The sequence below is a fragment of the Flavobacteriales bacterium genome (genome assembly GCA_020435415.1).
Classification (GTDB): domain Bacteria; phylum Bacteroidota; class Bacteroidia; order JACJYZ01; family JACJYZ01; genus JACJYZ01.
In genome coordinates, this window is sequence record JAGQZQ010000027.1 from 17,231 (window position 1) to 37,682 (window position 20,452).

Genomic DNA, 20,452 nt, shown 5'->3' on the forward strand with positions numbered 1-20,452 from the left:
CTATGAAAGATTTCACCCAACTTTCACGAACAGACTGGATCAAACTCATAGAAGAGTTTAACACCACTTTATATAACTCGGTAACAGGTCTGACCCGGAAACAATGGAACCGCCGTACTCCTTATCTCGGTTGGCGGGTAAGGGATGTGATGGCCAACATCACCCGGGCCAAGGTGGTTAATTTTCATCCTTCCCTGGATAGGGCGCTGGACGATTACCCCATTGCTCCAAAGGAGTTTGATACCTTTCTTCGCTGCCAACGTGAAGTGGAAGCCCGCAGACATGTTTCGATCGGTGTGCTGCTTGATGAGTTCATGACGGAAAGCGACTACCTCCTGGATCGTTACCGCCATATGTCCGATGAAGATTTTCTCAAACCCGGATGGTTCTTCGTCGGTCCGCTGAATGTTAGGGGGTTGCTGCTTACTGAGTTCGGTGATAATGTATTTCATCTTCGTGACATGTTGCAACCCAACGGAAAATGGCAGGGCTTCGACCCATCATATTCGGAACCTCTGGTGGATTGGTTCATGCGTGAATACCGTCCGGCACACTTCCGCGCCGATCGTGCGGATCACATCCATGCGCGTATCCAATACCGCCTGAGTGGTGTGGGCGGCGGTACCTGGACCATGCGCATAGTGAACAACCGATGCATCATGTCACAGGGAGCGCATCACGATTATGATGCCGTTATCGAATCATCCGCTGAGGATATGGTTTCCACGGCCCTTGGCAGAACTTCACCCTGGTTAGGGTCGCTGGCACGCAGCATGGATTGGTTCGCCGGCGTAAACCGGAAGAGCGATGTGGTCGCTGCCATACTTCACTATGGCAGTTATGCAGATGCCTTCAAACATCGCCGGTTCAGATTTATGGGCGACCGTGACCTGGGCATGTTTGTCAACCGGAAATGTTTCTGGCACTTCTATCAGCGGACTTCCATGACGCATGAAAGGATATCCCAAAGCAGAGGAGTTGTTTGGTGTTGAAAAAAGATCAATCCCGGAAGCCATGACAGATTTTACACAACTTTCCAGAACCGAATGGATCAACCTGTTTGAAAATTTCAACGCTGACCTGTTTGATTCGGTTGCCGGTTTCACAGATCACGAATGGAACAGACGCTCGCCATATGTCGGATGGCGGGTTCGGGATGTGCTGGTGAATATCACCCGGGCCAAAGTGGTTAATTTTCACCAATTGTTAGACCGTGCGTTGAACGACAATGAAGTGGCACCTAAAGAATTTGATACATTCCTGAGGGGAGAAAGGGAAATTATGCAGTACCGCGACATGCCGGTTCATCGTTTACTTGATGCATTCATGCTGGAAAGTGAACGCCTGATGGACAGGTACCGGCAGATGTCGGATGAGGAGTTCATGAAACCCGGATGGTTTTTCGTAGGACCCATGAATGTAAGAGGTTTGCTGCTGACCGAGTTCGGTGATAATGTGTTTCATCTCCGGGATATGTTGCAGCCCAACGGGAAATGGCAGGGTCTGGATGCCAGCTATACCAACCCCCTCACCGATTGGTTTATGCGTGAATATCGCCCGGCTCATTTCCGGGCCGAACAAGCGGAAGGCGTAACAGCTAGCATCTTGTACCGGCTTTCCGGGGTAGGTGGTGGTGCATGGACCATGATCATTGAAGGTCAAAAATGTAAGGTGGTCAAGGGAATCAGACAAGGGTACGATGTGGTGATTGCTGCGGATGTGGAAGACCTTGTGGCGCTTTCCCTGGCGCGAAGCGGGACCTGGCCCGGTGGATTGGTCCGGGGGTGGCAACGTTTTATTGGAAGTCAGCGACAAACCGACACGGTTGCCAGAATACTTCATTACCTGGCATTCCTGGATGCCATGATCAACAGAAAAGTCCGGTTCGGTGGAGATAAGAAACTGGGGATATCCATTAACAGGAAGTGTTTCTGGCATTTTTATGAACGCACCCAAATGACCAGTGAACGTATACATCGGAGCAGGTCGATGATCCAAAAGGTAAAAGTTTAACTTTGAGGGGTATGAGATATGCCCTTACGGTTGCCTTCTGTTTTATCCTGTTTTTCACACAGGTCGGGCTTGCACAACAAACCACGCAAACCGTTTGTGGACAGGTACGTGATAAAGATACCCGTGCTGTCATGCCGTTTGCTGCCGTGGCGCTATACCAGGATTCCGTTTTGATACAAGGTGTACAGGCGGATCCCGATGGATTGTATCGTATGGAAGAAGTTCCATTAGGCAGATATACCCTGATCGTGAGCTTTATCGGTTATCAATCGGAGGTGATCCCGGGCGTCATGGTTAACTCGGGAAAGGAAGTGATCCTGGATGTACTTATGGAAGAGTCTGCGGTAAAGCTGGCAGAGGTGGTTGTTACGGCTACAGAAAATCCCGGAGATGCGCTCAACCAGATGTCTTTGGTAAGTTCCCGCGCATTCTCTGTTGATGAAACCGGAAAGTACGCCGGAAGTCGCGGTGATCCGGCGCGTATGGCCAGTAACTTTGCCGGCGTGCAGGGATCTGATGATTCCTCCAATGATATTATCGTCAGGGGAAATTCGCCCATCGGACTGTTATGGCGGCTCGAAGGGGTGAATATTCCCAATCCCAATCATTTTGGCGTGGCAGGTACGTCCGGTGGACCGGTTTCCATTCTCAACAACAAATTGCTATCAACGTCAGACTTCATGACCGGCGCCTTCCCTGCCGAATACGGCAACACCGTTTCCGGGGTCTTTGATCTGCGTATGCGGTCAGGCAATGATGAAAAACATGAGTTCTCCGGTCAATGGGGTTTTCTGGGAACGGAGTTGTTGGCGGAAGGGCCTCTCCCGGGAAAAGGACGTGCATCCTACCTTGTAAACTACCGTTATTCCACGCTGGCAATGTTCCGTTATCTGGGCGTTCGCATAGGCACCGATGCAGTGCCATACTACCAGGATGGTTCTTTTAAACTCAACTTTCCCACGCAAAAGTCAGGGGATTTTTCTCTTTTCGGCATCGGTGGCCTCAGCCACATTGATCTGGTGAAAAGTACCGTGACTGACCCCAATCAAGTAGACATCTACGGCGATGCGGATGTAGATGAATACTACAGCACCGGTATGGGTGTGTTGGGCGCAAACTATACAAAATCATTGGGTCCGAAGACGTATGCGAAGGTAACCCTTTCCATGTCCAGGGAACACCAGAGAAATTCCAACGAACGCTTTATCCGGCATATTGACAATGGCTTGTTTGTATTGGATAGTTTATACCACGTGTTGGGTTATAATTTCTATCAGGACAAGTATGCACTTTCAGTATTTGTCAACCACAAACTCAGCAATCAACACGTACTAAAAGCAGGATTTATATCCGATCACTACTGCGTGGATATGGCCGACAGCACCTTTGACGAATCGCTACAGAAGTTCATCACCCGGCTGGATTATGCCGGGGGGATGTACCTGAACCAGGGGTTTCTTCAGTGGCAGTGGAAGCAGTCTGATAAGGTTACGGTTACTGCTGGAATGCATGGACAGTACCTTACACTGAATAATGCCCTTGCCATTGAACCAAGGGCGGGTATCAAGTGGAAGATCAAACCCACGCAGTCTTTGTCGGCAGGAATAGGCATGCACAGCCAGATGATGCCCACCTATTTATATTTTGTTCATGAGTATGATGCCATGGGTAGGGTGATGATGGCCAACAGGAATACCGGTTTTTCAAGAAGCAATCATTATGTGGTGGCTTATGATAATGCTGTACGTAAAGAGTGCAGATTAAAAGTGGAAGCTTATTACCAACAACTCTACAAAGTGCCTGTAGAAGTAAACAGATCATCGTACTCCATTCTGAATGAGGGTACGGAGTTGAACCGGTTCTTTCCGGACAGCATGATGAATAAAGGTAGAGGACGTAACATGGGTGTGGAGCTTACCCTGGAACGCTTCTTTCATGACCACTGGTTCGGGATGATCACCACGTCATTGTATGATTAGAAATACGAAGGCAGCAATGGTATGACATATCCGACTTCCTTCAACGGCCGCTTTTCCACCAATTTTCTGGGCGGATATGAATTTCAATGGAAAGCTAAACGGGAGACAAGCCTTGGTGTCGGCGGTAAGATCACCTGGGCAGGAGGACGACGGTATACACCGGTGCTTGTTGATTCATCCCAAACCGTAGGTTATGCCGTTTATGATGACAGCCAGCGCAACGGCAAACAATTTCGCAATTACTTCCGCGCTGATCTGAAGTTGAATTACAAGATCAATGCATCCAGGCTGACCCACGAGATCGGTCTGGATCTGGTGAATGTAACTGGTCAGGAGAACATACTTAAGCAATCTTATACCGGTGGAAACCCGCCGCTAAGGGAAGAGTACCAGCTTGGCTTTCTTCCTATCTTCTATTACAAAATAGATTTTTAGTGCTGCTGGGCACTACCAGTTCCATTCATTTCTCCTGTTACTGAACCATTCCAGGGAGAACTTGACATTGCCTTTCGGAAAGGATTGGTTCGATTCGGCCAGTACACCATAAACGCCCAAACGGATACGTTGGCGTTGAATCCGGATGACTCGCTCAATTCCTGCAAACCCTTCAATGTATCTGAGGTTGTTGTCGGTTGCATACAATGCACCACCTCCGCCAACAAGGTAGACCCGTGTTTTTTTCACCAAAGGAATGTTGTTGATCATTGCCCCGTTGAAGTGGTGTATGTAATGAAGCTCGTAGAATACATTGAACAGATGAAGGGTACTGTCAAGAAGCTGGAATGTGGCCAGCGGATTGGAATAATAAATGTCACCGCGAGGCAGGATCTTATGATTGACATACGGAACCTTGCGTTGGTTAAGAAACTTGCCAATCAGTGCAGAATAATTCGAAGTTCCTAAAGTTCCCATCTGGATGCGTTGCGTGATCATGGCCTCGGCATAGTCAAAGTCAATGTTGCTTTCCCAGAAGCCTTTCAGTCCTTTCTTGTAGGCAAAACGTATGGTTGGCCATTTGGAACCCAGAACGATCTTTTGTTTGGGTTCTTTGATAAATTTCTGTTTAAAGGTATAGCCCATCCACGCGCTTACCACCACTGACCGGAAAGGCTCGAAGTCAACGGGCCTGTTGTCGGCGACATATTTGTCTGCCAGGCTTCCGAATTCGTAATCGCTGATAGGATACGTGTGTTTGTAAAAGGCATAAGTGCCCAGATAAAAACCATTGAATATTTCACGCGAATGGATCACCTCCAGTCCGTCTTCTTCCGCAAAGTTGGAACGGCGTATTTGGTTCAGGAGGGCATCATTGGGAAAAATGGTAGTGAAATCGTGATAAAGATTGATGTTGATCATTCCCCGGTGGAAAGCGTCATAACGGATTCGGGAGTTGATAGAACCTTTAAAATCTTTATTTCGGAAGCCATAGCTCACACCCGGATATACCAGGATGAACTTTTTATTCTCGAACATCTTGGTGTATGATACATAGGGCGCGACCCTTACGCCACCGGGTCTGACGGGCTGGACAAAGTCAAGCAGGCTGCCGAAATACCAACCCTTTTTCTTTTTTCTTATCTGACGACCTTGTCCGTGATAAACCAGCTTACCGAGTGTAACCCTGTTGTATTCCCGTTCGAGGGAGTCCAGATAAACGTCGCTCGTCAGGTATGCTTTTACACTGTCGTGATAAAAGATGCTCTTTTGTTCATCCTGGGTCAAAGGTTCAGGACGTTCGAGATTCCAATAAGTGGTGTCTTTTTCCCTTGCGCCTTCCAGCACCTCACCAATGGCATTGTTGAAGAAGCGAGGCTTGAAAACAGGGTCAATCTCAAAGTCGGACCGGATCACCAGGGTGGTGCCACGGAATGCCGACTTGTTTCTTTTTCCTACGGAATAGTTGTATTCTGTTCGAACCGGCAGGGTGATCGTGTCACGGATCCAGTCAAAATCTTGTCTTACCTCAAAAGCATCGTACCAAAGCATGGCGCCTTTCTCGATGGACAATTCCAGGCGAATCACGGACAAGCTTTTGGCGCCTATCCATAGATAACCCTCTAATGTGCTGTTCCCATGTTTCCAGGGCCAGACCCTGATCTTGTAGATGAGTTCTTCATCCAGATCAAAATCCGAGGACTCCAGTTTGTAACGGTAGCTGATCGTAGCCAGGCGACTGAGGGGAGAGATGAATGGTGTTTCCGAAACATCTTCCATCAGGATCAGGTTATTGTAAATGTTGAACTCACCCCTGGTAGGACTGGCTTCATATAGGTTGTGGGTGTTTCCGGATTTTTTTTCAGCTTCCACCACCTCTTTGAAGTCATGAGGTGGCCTGCGGTGGATGATTACGCGACGTTCGAATACACTGACTGATGGCTGGTATTTTGTGAGGACACTATCCGCGGATAGTGTGTCATTCATAAGTTGTCCGCGCAGGTCCGCCGTGTCGTCATTTGTCTTTTCGTTCTCCTGTTCCTGTGATTCTTTTAATATCCGGTTGGCTTTGCAGTACTGCCGGTAACGGATGCCCTGGTATTGTTCGCTGAACCGGTCCTTGTTTTGAATAACTTTCCGGATGATGTCATACGCCGGATCTTTTCTTTTTGCGGTCACCACCACTTCTTCCAGACCGATCTTTTCAGGTTCCATCCATACATCCTGTCGGACCGACTCTCCAGGTTTAACCGTAACCCAAATGGATTTTGTCTTATAGCCAACCACCGAGTAGATGAGTTCATAGCTGTCGGCATTTTCAAACCGGAAGAAGTAGCGCCCTTTTGAATCGGTGGCGGTGCCGGTTTCTGTATTTTTTATGTAGATGTTGGCTCCCGGTATGCCGGTGTTGTTCTCATCCAGCACATATCCGTTGACCACCTGGGCATAAGTGGGCAGGGTAATGCAAAAAATAAAGGCCAGGCATTGTAAGATATGTTTGATCAACTGCAACGTTCTTGAAGGCATGTTGGTTAGCAATGGTGTTGGGTTTTGCTAACAAAGATCATTCATATATATACTTAATGCCTGGCCTTATTATTATATTCTTTCCGCAAATAATATTATTCAATAACCACCCTTCCGGTCGCAACGACCTGTGAGTTTCCGGTTACCTGGTAGAGATAAATTCCCGGTTCCAGTTCGTCAGTTGTAATTGATATATTACGACTGTGGGTATTGTTTACCTCGCGAACCGTCCGTCCGGTCAGGTCGGTAAGAACCAGTTTGGTGGTTTGATGCAAAGGTTCTTTAAAAGAGAAATGAACAACGGAAGTCGCGGGGTTCGGGTAAACGTTTACCTGATTAAGCGATGCGGCGCTTTCCTTTACACCTGTTGCATTCTTCGCGAAGCGGTAGATGATGCCATCGGGTGGTGATCCTGTGAGATAGTCTTCTACAAACACCAATGTTGGATTGCTTGCCGGGCCATCCAGAATATAGGAATTGTTGAAGTCATAATTGCTAAGGCCAACCAACGGACCATAGGCTGTTGAATCGGAATCGGTATAATAGTCCAGTTCCGGATTGTTTACCAGGCTGGGTCCATACCGAAACTCCACATCGTTGGAGCCTTCGTACAACCAAACCTGAAAATTGATGAAATCATTCAAAGTTCCAAGGGAATCCACCTCATTGTAAAATCCGGCATTCTTCCATTCAAGTTTGAAGATTCTACTGCCGGGATTGCCATCCACCTTATAGCTGATTGGAGAAAGGGGTGTACTACCCAGGCTGCCACGGTCTACCAGGTCTGCATAAAGCGGTACGATGATATAGTCTGCCTCGTACGTATTCGGGTCAACAACTGTTGATATTGATCCGCCCAGATCAATTGCGAAATACACGGAGTCAGTCATTTGATCATATAGTTGGAAAGGAAATCCAATAGGAACCACGTATTCGGGATCGTCCCAAATATCACCGGCGCTTACAACCGTGGCACCGCTGAGATCCTGGTATGTTCCGGTAGACGTACTGAATGTGTAGTCGGTTCCAGCAGTGATACGTTGTGATGGTGTTTGTTCACCGTGAATCCAACTTTTATTTTTTGTTTTGTGTTGGGCCTGTACTGTTGGCAGGCTGCATATTAACAGCGCAGTGCCAAGCATAAAAAACAACTTCTTCATAGGTGTTGGTGTTATGGTGTGCCTTGTACATGCTTTTCTTTCTTTTCATGTACTGGATCAAAAGTAGGAGGTTGTAAGTGAAATTCCTTGGCAGATTATAGGGAACCATCGATGGATATTTGCAAAAAATGCAAACCGCCTTGTTCATAGGGTTCCTGACGATATAATTTTAGTCAGTGATTATTTCTACCTTGGAATAACAAATTCTTTAGCACAATAAATTGGCAGGCATTTATCTCCACATTCCTTTCTGTAAGCAGGCGTGCCACTACTGTGATTTTCACTTTTCCACTACGCGTAAAAACCAGCGTAAAATGGTGGATGCCATGCTTGCGGAACTCAGGCTTCGCAATCCTGAATGGTCATACGGTCCTGTGGAAACAATTTATTTCGGAGGAGGAAGTCCGTCTTTGCTCACTCCCGGTGAACTGGCAGATCTGATGGAAGCAATCCAAAAAGATTACGGGATTAGGGGTGATGCGGAGGTGACGCTGGAAGTGAATCCTGACGATGTGAATACAACGAGCTTGCGAGACTGGAGGTCTGCCGGAGTCAACAGGCTGAGCATCGGGGTTCAATCTTTTGACGACCATATCCTGAAGTGGATGAACAGGGCTCACGACGGGGAGCAGGCACTTGCCTCTATTCACCAGGCAAAGGATGCTGGTTTTGAAAACCTGACTATGGATCTGATTTACGGCCTGCCCGATATGGATAATGTAGCGTGGGGACGAGCCATACAGAAATTCATATCACTTGATATCCCGCATTTGTCTGCATACACCCTTACAATAGAATCGGGAACCGTTTTCGGACACAGGGTGAAGAAAGGTAAAATGGAAGTGGCCGTGGATACCCGCGTGGCTGCTCAGATGATCATGCTTTATGAGCTGATGGGTAGTGAGGGATACGAGGCATATGAGGTATCAAACTTTGCAAAAGATGGGATGTATGCAAAGCACAATACATCCTATTGGCAGGGGGTGGATTATATGGGCATCGGCCCGTCGGCTCATTCATTGTTCGGCGAGGTCCGCAGTTGGAACATAAGCAACAACAATCTTTATATTAAAGAACTGCTTCAGGAACATCGCCGGCCTTACACTGCGGAGAATCTCACATTGTATGACAGGTACAATGAATACGTCATGACACGGTTACGAACCCAATGGGGTTGTAATCTCATTGAAATCCAAAGCAAATTTGGAGAAAGCTTTCTTAATATATTTCAAAGTGAATTGAGGCAAATTGACCCGCATCATTTCCGTGAACAAGGAGGCAATATTGTATTGACCCCAGAGGGTAGATGCGTTTCAGATCATATTGCATCCTCCCTTTTTGCCTCAGAATAGTTTCGCTTTGATTCGGTTGTAGCTACAGTTATTTTGGGTAATAGTCGTATTATTGCAGCATATTTGAAAAACATCCACAGGCGCGTCAAAATTAAATTCTGATTCATGGGTTCATCAATTGATAAGATCGATAAAACCGATCTGAAGATTCTAAAGATACTTCAGGAGAATGGACGGATCACCAATCTCAGCCTATCCCAGGAGATAGGTCTTTCCCCGGCTCCCACCCTGGAGCGGGTCAAAAAGCTTGAGAATGCCGGGGTAATAGAAAGTTATCACGGGGTGGTAAATCAGAGTAAGGTAGGTTTGGAGATCCAGGCATTTATCCAGGTCTCTCTGACCCGGCAGGTGAACAATGCCATCGTGAATTTCAAACGTCAGGTTCAGGAAATCCCCGAGATCATGGAATGTTATCAGGTGACAGGGGCGGCCGATTATGTTCTGAAAGTGGTTGTACCGGATATTGGTGCCTTTGAAGAACTGATCTCCGAAAAACTCAGCAGCATGGAGGAGATCGGTTCCATGCAAACCACGGTCATCCTTTCGGAGACCAAGCTTACCCGCACCCTACCATTGAATTATTAAGCGGAAGGCAAAGGCAGGAAAGAATAGCCCTCTTCCGTCATGGCCTTCAGAAAAGCCGGGAGTACCACTTTAAGCTTGTCAAACGCTTTCAGGCTGTCGTGCATCACGATGATCGATCCTGGCCGGCAACTTTCCAACGTTTGACCCAGGCATTGTGCTGCTGTTATCTTTCCGTCGAAATCACCGGAAAGTACGTCCCACATCACCACGGTATATTCTTTCTTCAGCTTCAGGTATTGGGCAGGTGTGAGGTGACCGTACGGAGGACGGAACAACCGGCTGTTAACCCATGGCTTGCATTCAGCCACATTCTGCAGGTACTGGCCCTTGGAAACCTTCCATCCGTCAGGGTGGGAGTAGCTGTGGTTTCCCGTACTGTGGCCCTTGCGGATGATATCATCATATAGCAGGCCATGTGCTTCAACATTCTTTCCAAGTACAAAGAAGGTGGCTCTGGCATCAAATCGTTCAAGCTCGTTCAGCACCCAATCGGTCACACCGGGCGTGGGCCCATCATCAAAAGTCAGGTAAAGATTTTTCCCGGATGCATCCATGCGCCACCAAGCATCCGGTAGAGCTTTTTGCACCAGCAGGGGCATGCGCACAGGATACATACCTGTTAATTTGATTCACCGGGGAACTGCGTGCCCTGAGGTATCTGAGGAGGAGTCTGCCTTCCTGAGAATGCCGCCTCATAACGTTGGATCGAGGAATCGATGCGTCCCGACAGACTGTCCAGCTTATTCTGTTTCACTTGATAATCGATCGAGCGCAGAACACTGATCTCAGTAGAGACATCATTTTTAAGGCCGGCGATCTCGTCAGGATCCAGTGAGGCCAGGTAATCCAGGTTATCCAGATTATGGTCGAGCAAGATCCTTAGAATTTCCGCTCCTTTCTCTTTCCTTCCAAGTTGGAAATACGCTTCAGCGATGGGCGTCACAAAATAGTTATAGGGTGATAAAGCGTCGGGCATCACTTCTATAGCCCGGTCCAGCACAGCTTCAGCCTTGTCGTTCTTGCCTTCCTTGATCAGTTCCATGGCCAGTCTGGCAAAGTTATTCCTGAAATTCATGGTCATCCTGCGGTTCTGATCATTCAGGTAGATGTCTTCTCCGCTGTCCATGCCACCCCAGGCGAATTTATTCATCATGTTGTTATACATGATTTCTGTGTTGATGCGTCCTACTTGTCCACCAGCTTGATTGTTTTTAATGGGTACCAGGCGGTAGGCTAAGCCTTCCAGCTGGAAATAATCTTCCAATCCCAGATAGTTGTCATTGCCTACTGTGACTGCGAAATATACCGGTCTGTCCCAGTTAAATGTTGCAAGCAGATCCAATACCATCATGTGGTTCTTGTAAACGTATTGCTTGTCGAGATCCCACTCGATTCCTTCAACAATGCGCCCTGCCTGAGCGGGCACTACGGTTCCGTTGCTTAAAACCTTTTCCCTGTCCACCGGTATCAATACCTTATTTGTCGGAAGATAATCCAGGGCTTCACCGCTTCCCTGCGGGCGGAACTTCGTCTGCATATTGTCACTTCTGACAAAATCCATCAAACGATTGGCCGGGATATATCCTGCGAGTTGTTTCTGAGGGATGACGGGCAGGTAATCGCGTGTGCCCTGGATATACTGTTCCGGTGTTAATGAGAAAGGTACGGGTTCGGATTCATACGCTTTACGGCGCATCTGATCAATGTACCAATCCGTATTCAGGAGGCTCAGGTTTACTACGCGCACATCACGCCGGAATCCTTCAACTTCCTGCACATACCAGAGCGGGAACGTATCGTTGTCACCGTTTGTAAACAGGATGGCATTCGGAGCACATGATTCCAGGTAATTCCTTGCAAAATCACGGGCGGTATATGTTCCTGACCTGTCGTGATCATCCCATCCATCTTTGGCCATAACTACGGGAACGGCCAGCAAGCAAACAGCGCTAATGGTTACCGCAGCCAGACTTGGTGATAACTTGTCTTTTAACTTGTCGAAAATTCCCAATACACCTATTCCGATCCAGATGGCAAAGGCATAGAATGAGGCTGCGTAGGCATAATCCCTTTCACGCGGCTGATTCGGGGTTTGGTTCAGGTATAGGATAATGGCAAAGCCCGTAAACAGGAAGAGGAGAGTCACTACCATGGCATCGTTCCTATGTGCCTTGAAGTGGTAAAACAAACCGATCAGGCCCAGGATAAGCGGAAGGAAATAAAATGCATTCCGGCTTTTATCTTCCAGCGCCAGCTCGGGCAATTCGGATTGGTTACCGAGTCGAGCCTGATCTATGGCCTTGATGCCGCTGATCCAGTTCCCATGGATATTGTTTCCGAAACCCTGAACATCATTCTGTCGACCAGCAAAGTTCCACATGAAGTACCGGACGTACATGTGCCATATCTGGTATGAAAAGAATACGCGCAGGTTATCTCCGAATGTAGGTGGCGTATCTCCTTCAATGCCTGCCCAATATTTATAGCTTCTTATGTGATGCGGCTGTGGACTGTGCATGCGTGGAAAGAATGTGCTCCGTTTGGGATCATACACCGGGATGGTGTTTTTGCGATCGTCCGAGATGACATATTTGCCATTGACCTTGTCCTGGATATACACCGGATTCCCGTCTTTGAAAATGCGCCGTCCGCTTTCATCCTTGGCAATCTCCGCGTCATAGTACGGACCGTAAAGCAAAGGCCAGTCGCCATATTGTTCACGGTTCAGGTAGGCGAGCAGACTGATCATGTTCTCCGGATTATTCTCGTCCATCGGAGGATTGGCATTCGATCGGATCACGATCATCGCAAAAGAGGAGTAGCCGATAAGCAAGGCAGTGAAGCTGATGATGGCCGTATTCCAGAATACCTTATTCTTCTGTGTGGTGTATCTGATTCCCAGATAAATGAGAGCGGCGATAAACAGGCCGAACATAATAACGCCACCGTTAAAGGGTAGTCCGATGGTATTCACAAAGAACAACTCAAATTTTGAGGCCAGATTCACAATGCCAGGGATGATCACGTTCTGAACGCCACCGAGGATGAGAATCGATACAAGAAATGCGTAGATCAAACCTTTCTGGCTGGTCTTGTACTTTCTGAAATAGTAAACAAACGTCATTGCGGGGAGGGCAAGCAGGTTCAGAAGGTGAACTCCGATGGAAAGTCCCACGAGATAAAAGATAAATATGATCCAGCGATCCGCCTGAGGCTCGTCGGCTACCCGTTCCCATTTCAGGATGGCCCAGAAAACCACGGCGGTAAAGAAGGAAGACATGGCGTAAACCTCACCTTCCACAGCAGAGAACCAGAATGAATCTGAAAAAGTATAAGCCAGCGCACCTACGATACCACTGCCCATGATGGCCATTTCCTGCGCCTTGCTCAGCGCCTTTCCACTTTTCTCCATGATCTTTCTTGCCAGGGCGGTGATCGTCCAGAACAAGAAGAGAATGGTAAAGCTGGAACACAGGGCGGACATGGTGTTGATCATGGCGGCCACGTGATATTTATCCGAAGCAAAAAGGGAAAAGAAACGTCCCAGCATCATGAAAAGGGGTGCGCCCGGTGGGTGACCTACCTCGAGTTTATACGATGTGGCAATATATTCTCCGCAATCCCAGAAGCTTGTGGTAGGCTCTATGGTCGAAACGTAAACGAAGGTGGCGATCAGGAAAACGATCCAGCCTATGATATTGTTGATTTTTGAATAGGACATTGCCTTTCGTAGGTTTTCTTGATGAACGGCGAATTTAGGAATTATTTCAGAACGGGAAAGGCAGGTTCTCCCCTTTCATCATGGAATTACAAAGCTTTTAGAAATGTTAACAATTGTGTGAATGAATTTCCGGACCATCTAACCGGCAATTATTATCAATGGTTTTTCGAACGTTTTCGAAACTAATGCAAATTTTCATATTTTTGCGCCCCCGCCCGGGTGAAGGCATCGTGTCTTACGTTACCCCGGGAGGCCATTGATAAAGTTCTTTCAATCTTGATTGCCCGATGGTGTAACTGGCAACACGTCTGGTTTTGGTCCAGAAGAGTCTAGGTTCGAGCCCTAGTCGGGCAACATTTTTTACAGAAGATATTTCTTCGCATCCATTTCTATTGATACCATATGTCAATGGAAACCATCCTTCCCTATATCATAATAGAAAATTTATACCCTGGCGGTGCAAGGAATTTCTCCACGCTATTCCACCCAACTTCTTTTAAGTTTCCATCCGGGTGATTGATACCGTATCTTTATCTTCGAACAAAATCCAACCCCGATGAATCCCAGGATCACTTTAAAAAAAGGCAAGGACCGCGCCCTGCGAAATTTCCATCCCTGGGTGTTCTCAGGCGCTCTGGGTCGTGTCCCACCCAACCTTCAGAATGGTGATGTCGTAGATGTCTTCTCCTATGAAGATGAATTTCTTGGCAGGGGGTTTTACGGCAGCTCGTCCATCGCGGCGCGTATCATGACCTTTAAGGATGAAGCCATCGATCAGGGCTTCTGGGAAAGCCGTTTTCAATCCGCCCTGGCGCTGAGGAACACGTTGGGGTTTCCTTCCGCTAAAACGAATGCCTTCCGATGGATACATGGAGAAGGGGATGGCCTGCCCGGCCTCATTGTGGATGTGTACGGCCCCCACCTGGTCATGCAGGCCCATCATACCGGAATCCGGAAGAACCGGGAAACAATTGCACAGGCATTGCTAAATGCAGGTAAGGTATTGGGCATTGAAACGATCTATGATAAGAGTGCGGATACGCTTCAGGGACAAGAAGCCGGTGAGAATGCCTGGTTGCATGGAGACACCGCCTCCACGGAAATTCTGGAGAATGGCCACAGGTTCCTGGTGAACTGGGTCGAAGGACAAAAAACAGGCTTCTTTCTGGATCAGCGCGATAACCGTCAGTTACTTGCCTCTTTGGCCAAAGGCAGACACCTGCTGAATGCCTATGCTTATTCCGGAGGATTTTCGGTTTATGGTGCCATGGCGGGGGCGGCATCGGTACATTCGGTGGACAGTTCCGAGAAGGCTATGGACCTGGCCGGAGAAAATATGAAGCTTAACAAAGTCAGTTGCCCTCATCAAGAGCATGTATCGGAGGTGGGCGAGTTCCTGAAATCATCCAAAGATAAATTCGATCTAATTGTACTGGATCCTCCGGCATTTGCCAAGCGCTTATCTGCACTGGAAAACGGACTGAGGGGGTATCGGAACATCAACAGCACCGCATTTAAAAAGATCTTACCGGGCGGAATTCTCTTCACCTTCTCATGTTCACAGGCAGTCAGCCCGGAAGCATTTCAGCAGGTTGTTTTTCAGGCAGCAAGTGAAAGCGGCCGTTTTGTGCGTATCCTCCACCGGCTGAGCCAGCCGGCAGATCATCCGGTGAACATCTATCATCCCGAAGGGTCCTACCTTAAAGGTCTGGTCCTGGAGGTAGAATGAATCATATCGTGACCGTACACTTCATCAGAAGTGTTTCTTACCCAATGCCAGTCCGACTCCGAAATTGAGACGGGACGGTTCCGATAAGCGGGATCCGGTGCCTAAGGAAATGACCTGGCCTTCGTAGTTGGCATATAGCATAACCCTGTTGAAGTGTAAAACAGGTCCGATGCGATAACCAAGTCCATCCCTTCTTATCCGGACATCATTTCCCAGTTCATGGTTGATTTCCAGAATGTGGTTGTAGGCAGGCCCTCCTTCAATGGACAACGGCCCCAGCAAATGTAATCCGACGATAACCGGAAACTGAATCCGATGAATGGATATGGGAGAGTTATCCGTATGGTTTACGGTACCCAGACGATTCAGGTAAAGCGCTTCAGGTCTCACATACAGTCCGTTCAAATCCAGCTGTAAAAAGAGTCCGGCCTCAATGCCATTGATATTTTCTCCCTTGACAATATCTTCCGGTTTGTCATATTCGATGCGCAGATTACCGTTTCCGCCGCCTACTTTGACACCAAAGGTTTGGGCACTCACAACTGTGACAAACAGTGTAAACAAGATTACACATCCGTGTTTTATATATTTCATAGTTCATACGTTTTGATGTATACCATAACGGAAATTCCGTACCGATATGGTCCGGGCGATCCCCAAAGGAAAAACAAATGTTTCTGAGGTACTTGTCTGACAGGTCATTCTACAATCATTCTCAGGATAGGTGTTCAAAATGAATTCGCCCTGTGAAGGTGATGTATCTCCCCACTTTTGTGGATGGAATTCTACATTCGTTTCAATCATACCCGTTGGAAAAGAACGCCTTTTCTATTGATAGAAGCGGTCTCCGGGTATTCCGGTTTTTTGGTATGAATGTGGTTCCGGAAAAAGCATACTAAACTTTAAAACATACCATTATGAACCTTTTTGTAAACATATTCGCCGTTGCTGCGATGACAGCCGGCCTGGCCCCGAACCTTCCAGACACATTCCAGAAGTTGAATGATGCGGAACAACCATGGGGAAATGAAAAAATGCAAGCCTTGGCACAAATCAAAGGATTAGATGACCATTCCTTTAGTGGGAGGGCTGTCTTCACCACTGGTAACAAAGGAGATGTGAGTCTGATGCTTACCCTTTCCGGTCTGGAACCGGGACAGTATGCCGTGCATATCCATGAGAACGGAAATTGTTCGGGTACCGGTGCTTCTTCCGCCGGAGGGCATTGGAGTCCGGATAGCAGAAAACATGGCAACGCTGATACAGACTCGCATCATATGGGTGATATCGGCAATATAGAGATCGGGGAAGACGGCCGGGGTAAGCTTAATTTTACATCAACGGAATGGCATCTGGGTGATGGGAGTGAAGCGGATGTATTAGGAAAATCCATGATTATCCATGAAAAGAAAGATGATTTCACCACCCACCCATCTGGCGCATCAGGTACACCTATCGGCTGCGGTTTAATTGAGAAGGACGAAAGTTCGGTGAGCTATTAGGCTACACCATTATAAAGCCGGCCGGCTGAAAGGTATGCGTAACACCTTCAGCCGGCCGGCTTTTATTCAGACGCGACCTGGTTGGTTAACGGTTAATCACAATTTTTCTGGTCATGGCTTTTTTGTTTTGCAATACCTGCAGGAAATAAACACCTGACCCTTCCCCGGAAATATCAATGTCACGGCTATATTGTCCGCTGAATCCGGCAACCTCTTCTTCAAATACTACCTTGCCTTGAAGATCTACGACACGCACCTGCACGGGTTGTTTTCCTTCCAGCGCAAAGCTCAGGTGAAAACGTCCGTCATTCGGGTTGGGGTAAAACTGTAGATTGGCCGCTTCCAGTTCTTCAAGCTCCATTGCCTCACCTACATCCCCCTTCTTTTTTAATTCACTCTTGTCCTGACCGGAAATCCGTTTGATGATCACCACCCTTTTTTCATGGCGTTCGTTGCCATTCTCATCCACCACCACATCATGGTCCACGGTAACCTCCACATCTTCTCCATCACCTTCGGGGTCAATTTCAATGATCTCAATAAGACCATCGTCAGATCCGTCAGGTGAGATTTCTTCGCCATTCACATACTGATGGATGACCGTTTTACCATTTTCATCTACGGACTTTTCAATGCGTATTTCTTTTCTTTCTCCATCAGCGCCATCAGACGGCTTGTGGATAATGCGGATGTCCTCGCCTTCTCCGGGCCCATCACCAACGATCACCTCCACTTGTTTCTCAACATGCGTGCGGCCTTCTTCATCTTTATATTTTCTGATGCGCACATCTTTGGTGCCATCGTGATCACCTTCACGGCCTTCGTATTGCTTCATCAATTCATCAAGTTCCGCTTTGGATCCGGTGAATTCTATGGTTGTATCAACCTTCGTAACAACACCGTCCTGATTTTTTTCGGTAACGATCCTCACCTTATGGGATTGCTGGTCGTCTTGTGCCATGCCCTGCAATGATAACAACAGGCAGGAAGCAAGCATGAGTTTGAATGTATTTTTCATATGCGTTCTTGTTTGTTTGACATATGACAAAATTAAAGCCTGATGAAGGGGGCTCCGGTTAATGAAAGCCTAAAACCTGTTAATGAAAAGTTAATGTTTTTGGGCGGCCACGCCGTGAGCCGTAAATTTAGGGGTTGAAGGCGGAATCGGAATAACAGCCGTTTGAACCACCATGATAAAAGTAAACATAAAATCCAGGTATTGGATGCTGATCGTGCCCATGGTTGTGGCGCTGATTGGCATTACGGTTATTCAGGTGGCATGGATGAGGAAGGCGTACCTGGCAAAAGAGGAAACATTCGACCATCAGGTGCAGGGTGCGCTGGCAGATGCAGTGGCACGGCTTCAATCCGAAGAGGCTATCCGGTTCATTGCCGGCCATTCTTCTGAAGAAACGGAATCTCCTGTCCTTCGTGATTCCATTCTTCGCATGACCGAATGGGTGATCGGGCAAAATGAGGGTGATGCCGGTGCCACCGTAGATGTGAACGTGGAATTGATTCATGATGCCCTCGATTCCGGGAAGCACCAGGTTATCCGCACAGTTAAAAAGAATGGCGGCCGGGTCATCGTGGAAGAGCGGGTGACGGCAAGTCCATCCGAGGATAACCTGGAGCATGTGGTAAAAAAGATGGTAAAGGAGTATTCCATGAGGGATGCCTCGTTAAAAACCAGACTGGGTAATACGGATATGAAACGGTTGCTGAAGCAATGTTTGAATGACCAGGGTCTTGAACTTGATTTCAACTTTCATATCACCGGTATGCCATCAGAGAAAAGCGCCGACTCATTGTCCGGCGAATACCAGATCCGTTTGTTCAAGGATGACCTTGTGGACAAACCCGGTACTTTGCACGTAAGCTTCCCGGGACGTGAAAACTTTCTGCATGCTTCTTTATACAGCATGGCTGGTCTTTCCATCTTTTTCACCCTGGTGATGATCTTTACATTCCTGTCTACCCTTTATCATATGCACCGGCAAAAGAAACTCGCCGACATGAAAAGCGATTTCATCAACGGTATGACCCACGAACTCAAAACACCTATTGCTACTATTGGCCTGGCCGCAGAGGCACTCAATCATCCCAGGGTGGCGGGTCAGGATGAACAGGTGAAACAGTATGCAACCATCATTCGAAAAGAGAACCAGCGGATGAACCGGCAGGTGGAGAACGTACTTCACAGCACCCTGGCGGACCGGGAAGAGATGCAGCTCCGCATGGAAGTAGTCAATCTGAACGAGATCATTGATGTGGCAGTTGAGGATACCTGGAGCCAGATGGATATGGCGCAAGGAACGTTTAGTGTTCATTTGAATGCAACAGAATCTATCATCAACGGCGACACTGTGCATCTGCGGCAGATGGTGTTGAACCTGATAGACAATGCCATCAAATATGCAGGTGAAAGACCGGAGGTTGTCGTTGAGACTACATCCGGAAATGGATTTGTTCAGCTCAGTGTGCGGGACAACGGACCTGGTATTCCCGAAGAAGAATTGGAACGGATATTCGATAAATTCTATCGTGTTGGCAAAGGAAACGCATACACGGTCAAAGGATTTGGTATTGGGTTATACTACGTGAAAACCATTGCAAAAAAACACCGTGGAAGTGTCCAGGTGGAAAGCCGGTCGGGACAGGGCAGTACATTTATCATCAAACTTCCATTGTGCCATGAAACAACATAAACCCGGAATCCTGCTGGTTGAAGACGAAGAGAACTTCGGCATGGTATTGAAAAACTACCTTGAGCTGAATGACTTTGAAGTTCGCTGGTGCCGGAATGGGAAGGAAGGGCTGACGGGCTTTATCAACGGCAGCTACGACCTATGCATCCTGGACGTGATGATGCCGGAAAAGGATGGGTTTAGCCTGGCGGAAGATATCCGGAAAACCGGAAGTGACATCCCCATTATTTTTCTGTCGGCCCGCTCAATGAAGGAAGATATGATCAAGGGTTACCGGGCAGGCGGAGATGATTACCTCGTGAAACCATTTGACACCGAAGTGCTCCTGCATAAGCTTCATGCCATGATTGCCAGAAAATCGGGACGGAACGGACGTACTCAGGAGTGTTATTCCATTCACACGGCCACCTTTTCTCCTTCACTGAGAATCCTGAAGATCGGCGCAAAGGAAAATACCTTGTCGCCCCGGGAGGCACAGCTTCTGACCCTATTGTGTGAAAATATGAACAGTGTTCTGAGCCGGGATGAAGCATTAACCAAGATATGGAAGGACGACAGTTACTTCTCCTCCAGAAGCATGGATGTATTTATCACCAGGCTTCGGAACTACTTCAGGGAGATGCCTGAGGTGACCATTGTGAATGTGCATGGTGACGGCTTCCGGCTGATGGTGCAGCACAACATCCCGTAACTTTTTTGCACCTTTGAAAAAAATCATGATGCGAAGATTCTTCCATGTCTT

General features: G+C 47.7%; 16 protein-coding genes and 1 tRNA gene. 11 read left to right on the forward strand and 6 right to left on the reverse strand.

Features of this window, described 5'->3' with window-relative positions:
- Window positions 1-2: 2 nt before the first annotated feature.
- The 4 genes from KDD36_06460 to KDD36_06475 are packed head-to-tail and all read left to right on the forward strand — an operon-like array spanning window position 3 to window position 4,427.
- Complete coding sequence (locus KDD36_06460) at window positions 3-992, forward strand: maleylpyruvate isomerase N-terminal domain-containing protein (protein MCB0396275.1); 990 nt, start codon at window positions 3-5, stop codon at window positions 990-992.
- Window positions 952-2,013 (forward strand): maleylpyruvate isomerase N-terminal domain-containing protein, encoded by a 1,062-nt coding sequence (locus tag KDD36_06465; GenBank protein MCB0396276.1) that lies wholly within the window; start codon window positions 952-954, stop codon window positions 2,011-2,013. Before KDD36_06460 ends, KDD36_06465 begins: the two co-directional genes overlap by 41 nt.
- An 11-nt stretch (window positions 2,014-2,024) precedes the next feature.
- Window positions 2,025-3,992: a carboxypeptidase-like regulatory domain-containing protein gene (locus KDD36_06470; protein MCB0396277.1), complete on the forward strand. Its 1,968-nt coding sequence runs from the start codon at window positions 2,025-2,027 to the stop codon at window positions 3,990-3,992.
- Between the two features lie 21 nt (window positions 3,993-4,013).
- Complete coding sequence (locus tag KDD36_06475; protein MCB0396278.1) at window positions 4,014-4,427, forward strand: hypothetical protein; 414 nt, start codon at window positions 4,014-4,016, stop codon at window positions 4,425-4,427.
- A gap of 12 nt (window positions 4,428-4,439) precedes the next feature.
- Here KDD36_06475 and KDD36_06480 read toward each other — a convergent pair whose 3' ends face one another.
- Together KDD36_06480 and KDD36_06485 are read right to left on the reverse strand one after the other, a co-directional pair.
- On the reverse strand, window positions 4,440-6,953 hold the full coding sequence (locus KDD36_06480; protein MCB0396279.1) for a carboxypeptidase-like regulatory domain-containing protein: 2,514 nt from the start codon (window positions 6,951-6,953) through the stop codon (window positions 4,440-4,442).
- Window positions 6,954-7,048: 95 nt separating this feature from the next.
- Window positions 7,049-8,113, reverse strand: a complete 1,065-nt coding sequence (locus tag KDD36_06485) for a T9SS type A sorting domain-containing protein (GenBank protein MCB0396280.1) — start codon at window positions 8,111-8,113, stop codon at window positions 7,049-7,051.
- Between the two features lie 221 nt (window positions 8,114-8,334).
- Between KDD36_06485 and hemW the strand changes: the two genes are divergently transcribed.
- Window positions 8,335-9,465 (forward strand): radical SAM family heme chaperone HemW, encoded by a 1,131-nt coding sequence (gene hemW / locus KDD36_06490; protein ID MCB0396281.1) that lies wholly within the window; start codon window positions 8,335-8,337, stop codon window positions 9,463-9,465.
- Window positions 9,466-9,570: 105 nt separating this feature from the next.
- A complete protein-coding gene (locus tag KDD36_06495; protein ID MCB0396282.1) occupies window positions 9,571-10,050 on the forward strand; it encodes an Lrp/AsnC family transcriptional regulator in 480 nt (159 codons plus the stop codon).
- Here KDD36_06495 and KDD36_06500 read toward each other — a convergent pair.
- Window positions 10,047-10,664, reverse strand: coding sequence for a polysaccharide deacetylase family protein (locus KDD36_06500; protein ID MCB0396283.1), 618 nt, complete (start codon window positions 10,662-10,664; stop codon window positions 10,047-10,049). The genes KDD36_06495 and KDD36_06500 overlap by 4 nt on opposite strands.
- A 5-nt stretch (window positions 10,665-10,669) precedes the next feature.
- On the reverse strand, window positions 10,670-13,771 hold the full coding sequence (locus KDD36_06505) for a DUF2723 domain-containing protein (protein ID MCB0396284.1): 3,102 nt from the start codon (window positions 13,769-13,771) through the stop codon (window positions 10,670-10,672).
- Window positions 13,772-14,052: 281 nt separating this feature from the next.
- Here KDD36_06505 and KDD36_06510 point away from each other — a divergent pair.
- Both KDD36_06510 and KDD36_06515 read left to right on the forward strand, forming a co-directional pair.
- Window positions 14,053-14,125 (forward strand) — tRNA-Gln (locus KDD36_06510).
- 202 nt (window positions 14,126-14,327) lie between these two features.
- Window positions 14,328-15,500, forward strand: coding sequence for a class I SAM-dependent rRNA methyltransferase (locus KDD36_06515; GenBank protein ID MCB0396285.1), 1,173 nt, complete (start codon window positions 14,328-14,330; stop codon window positions 15,498-15,500).
- A 24-nt stretch (window positions 15,501-15,524) separates the two neighbouring features.
- Here the strand turns inward: KDD36_06515 and KDD36_06520 are convergent, their stop codons facing one another.
- Complete coding sequence (locus KDD36_06520; protein MCB0396286.1) at window positions 15,525-16,094, reverse strand: hypothetical protein; 570 nt, start codon at window positions 16,092-16,094, stop codon at window positions 15,525-15,527.
- A gap of 323 nt (window positions 16,095-16,417) precedes the next feature.
- Between KDD36_06520 and KDD36_06525 the strand changes: the two genes are divergently transcribed.
- Window positions 16,418-17,002, forward strand: coding sequence for a superoxide dismutase family protein (locus KDD36_06525; protein ID MCB0396287.1), 585 nt, complete (start codon window positions 16,418-16,420; stop codon window positions 17,000-17,002).
- 85 nt (window positions 17,003-17,087) lie between these two features.
- On the opposite strand, the gene KDD36_06530 is transcribed toward KDD36_06525, so the two are convergent.
- Window positions 17,088-18,020, reverse strand: a complete 933-nt coding sequence (locus KDD36_06530) for a T9SS type A sorting domain-containing protein (GenBank protein ID MCB0396288.1) — start codon at window positions 18,018-18,020, stop codon at window positions 17,088-17,090.
- Window positions 18,021-18,192: 172 nt separating this feature from the next.
- Between KDD36_06530 and KDD36_06535 the strand changes: the two genes are divergently transcribed.
- Both KDD36_06535 and KDD36_06540 read left to right on the forward strand, forming a co-directional pair.
- Entirely contained in the window at window positions 18,193-19,710 is a 1,518-nt protein-coding gene (locus KDD36_06535; protein ID MCB0396289.1) for a HAMP domain-containing histidine kinase, read from the forward strand.
- Complete coding sequence (locus KDD36_06540) at window positions 19,697-20,401, forward strand: response regulator transcription factor (protein ID MCB0396290.1); 705 nt, start codon at window positions 19,697-19,699, stop codon at window positions 20,399-20,401. Before KDD36_06535 ends, KDD36_06540 begins: the two co-directional genes overlap by 14 nt.
- Window positions 20,402-20,452: the final 51 nt, after the last annotated feature.

Bases quoted from the DNA above. Each gene is read 5' to 3' on its own strand.
- KDD36_06460 (MCB0396275.1), top strand. From the start codon at position 3: ATGAAAGATTTCACCCAACTTTCACGAACAGACTGGATCAAACTCATA.
- KDD36_06465 (MCB0396276.1), top strand. From the start codon at position 952: ATGAAAGGATATCCCAAAGCAGAGGAGTTGTTTGGTGTTGAAAAAAGA.
- KDD36_06470 (MCB0396277.1), top strand. From the start codon at position 2,025: ATGAGATATGCCCTTACGGTTGCCTTCTGTTTTATCCTGTTTTTCACA.
- KDD36_06475 (MCB0396278.1), top strand. From the start codon at position 4,014: ATGACATATCCGACTTCCTTCAACGGCCGCTTTTCCACCAATTTTCTG.
- KDD36_06480 (MCB0396279.1), bottom strand. From the start codon at position 6,953: ATGCCTTCAAGAACGTTGCAGTTGATCAAACATATCTTACAATGCCTG.
- KDD36_06485 (MCB0396280.1), bottom strand. From the start codon at position 8,113: ATGAAGAAGTTGTTTTTTATGCTTGGCACTGCGCTGTTAATATGCAGC.
- KDD36_06495 (MCB0396282.1), top strand. From the start codon at position 9,571: ATGGGTTCATCAATTGATAAGATCGATAAAACCGATCTGAAGATTCTA.
- KDD36_06500 (MCB0396283.1), bottom strand. From the start codon at position 10,664: ATGTATCCTGTGCGCATGCCCCTGCTGGTGCAAAAAGCTCTACCGGAT.
- KDD36_06505 (MCB0396284.1), bottom strand. From the start codon at position 13,771: ATGTCCTATTCAAAAATCAACAATATCATAGGCTGGATCGTTTTCCTG.
- KDD36_06515 (MCB0396285.1), top strand. From the start codon at position 14,328: ATGAATCCCAGGATCACTTTAAAAAAAGGCAAGGACCGCGCCCTGCGA.
- KDD36_06520 (MCB0396286.1), bottom strand. From the start codon at position 16,094: ATGAAATATATAAAACACGGATGTGTAATCTTGTTTACACTGTTTGTC.
- KDD36_06525 (MCB0396287.1), top strand. From the start codon at position 16,418: ATGAACCTTTTTGTAAACATATTCGCCGTTGCTGCGATGACAGCCGGC.
- KDD36_06530 (MCB0396288.1), bottom strand. From the start codon at position 18,020: ATGAAAAATACATTCAAACTCATGCTTGCTTCCTGCCTGTTGTTATCA.
- KDD36_06535 (MCB0396289.1), top strand. From the start codon at position 18,193: ATGATAAAAGTAAACATAAAATCCAGGTATTGGATGCTGATCGTGCCC.
- KDD36_06540 (MCB0396290.1), top strand. From the start codon at position 19,697: ATGAAACAACATAAACCCGGAATCCTGCTGGTTGAAGACGAAGAGAAC.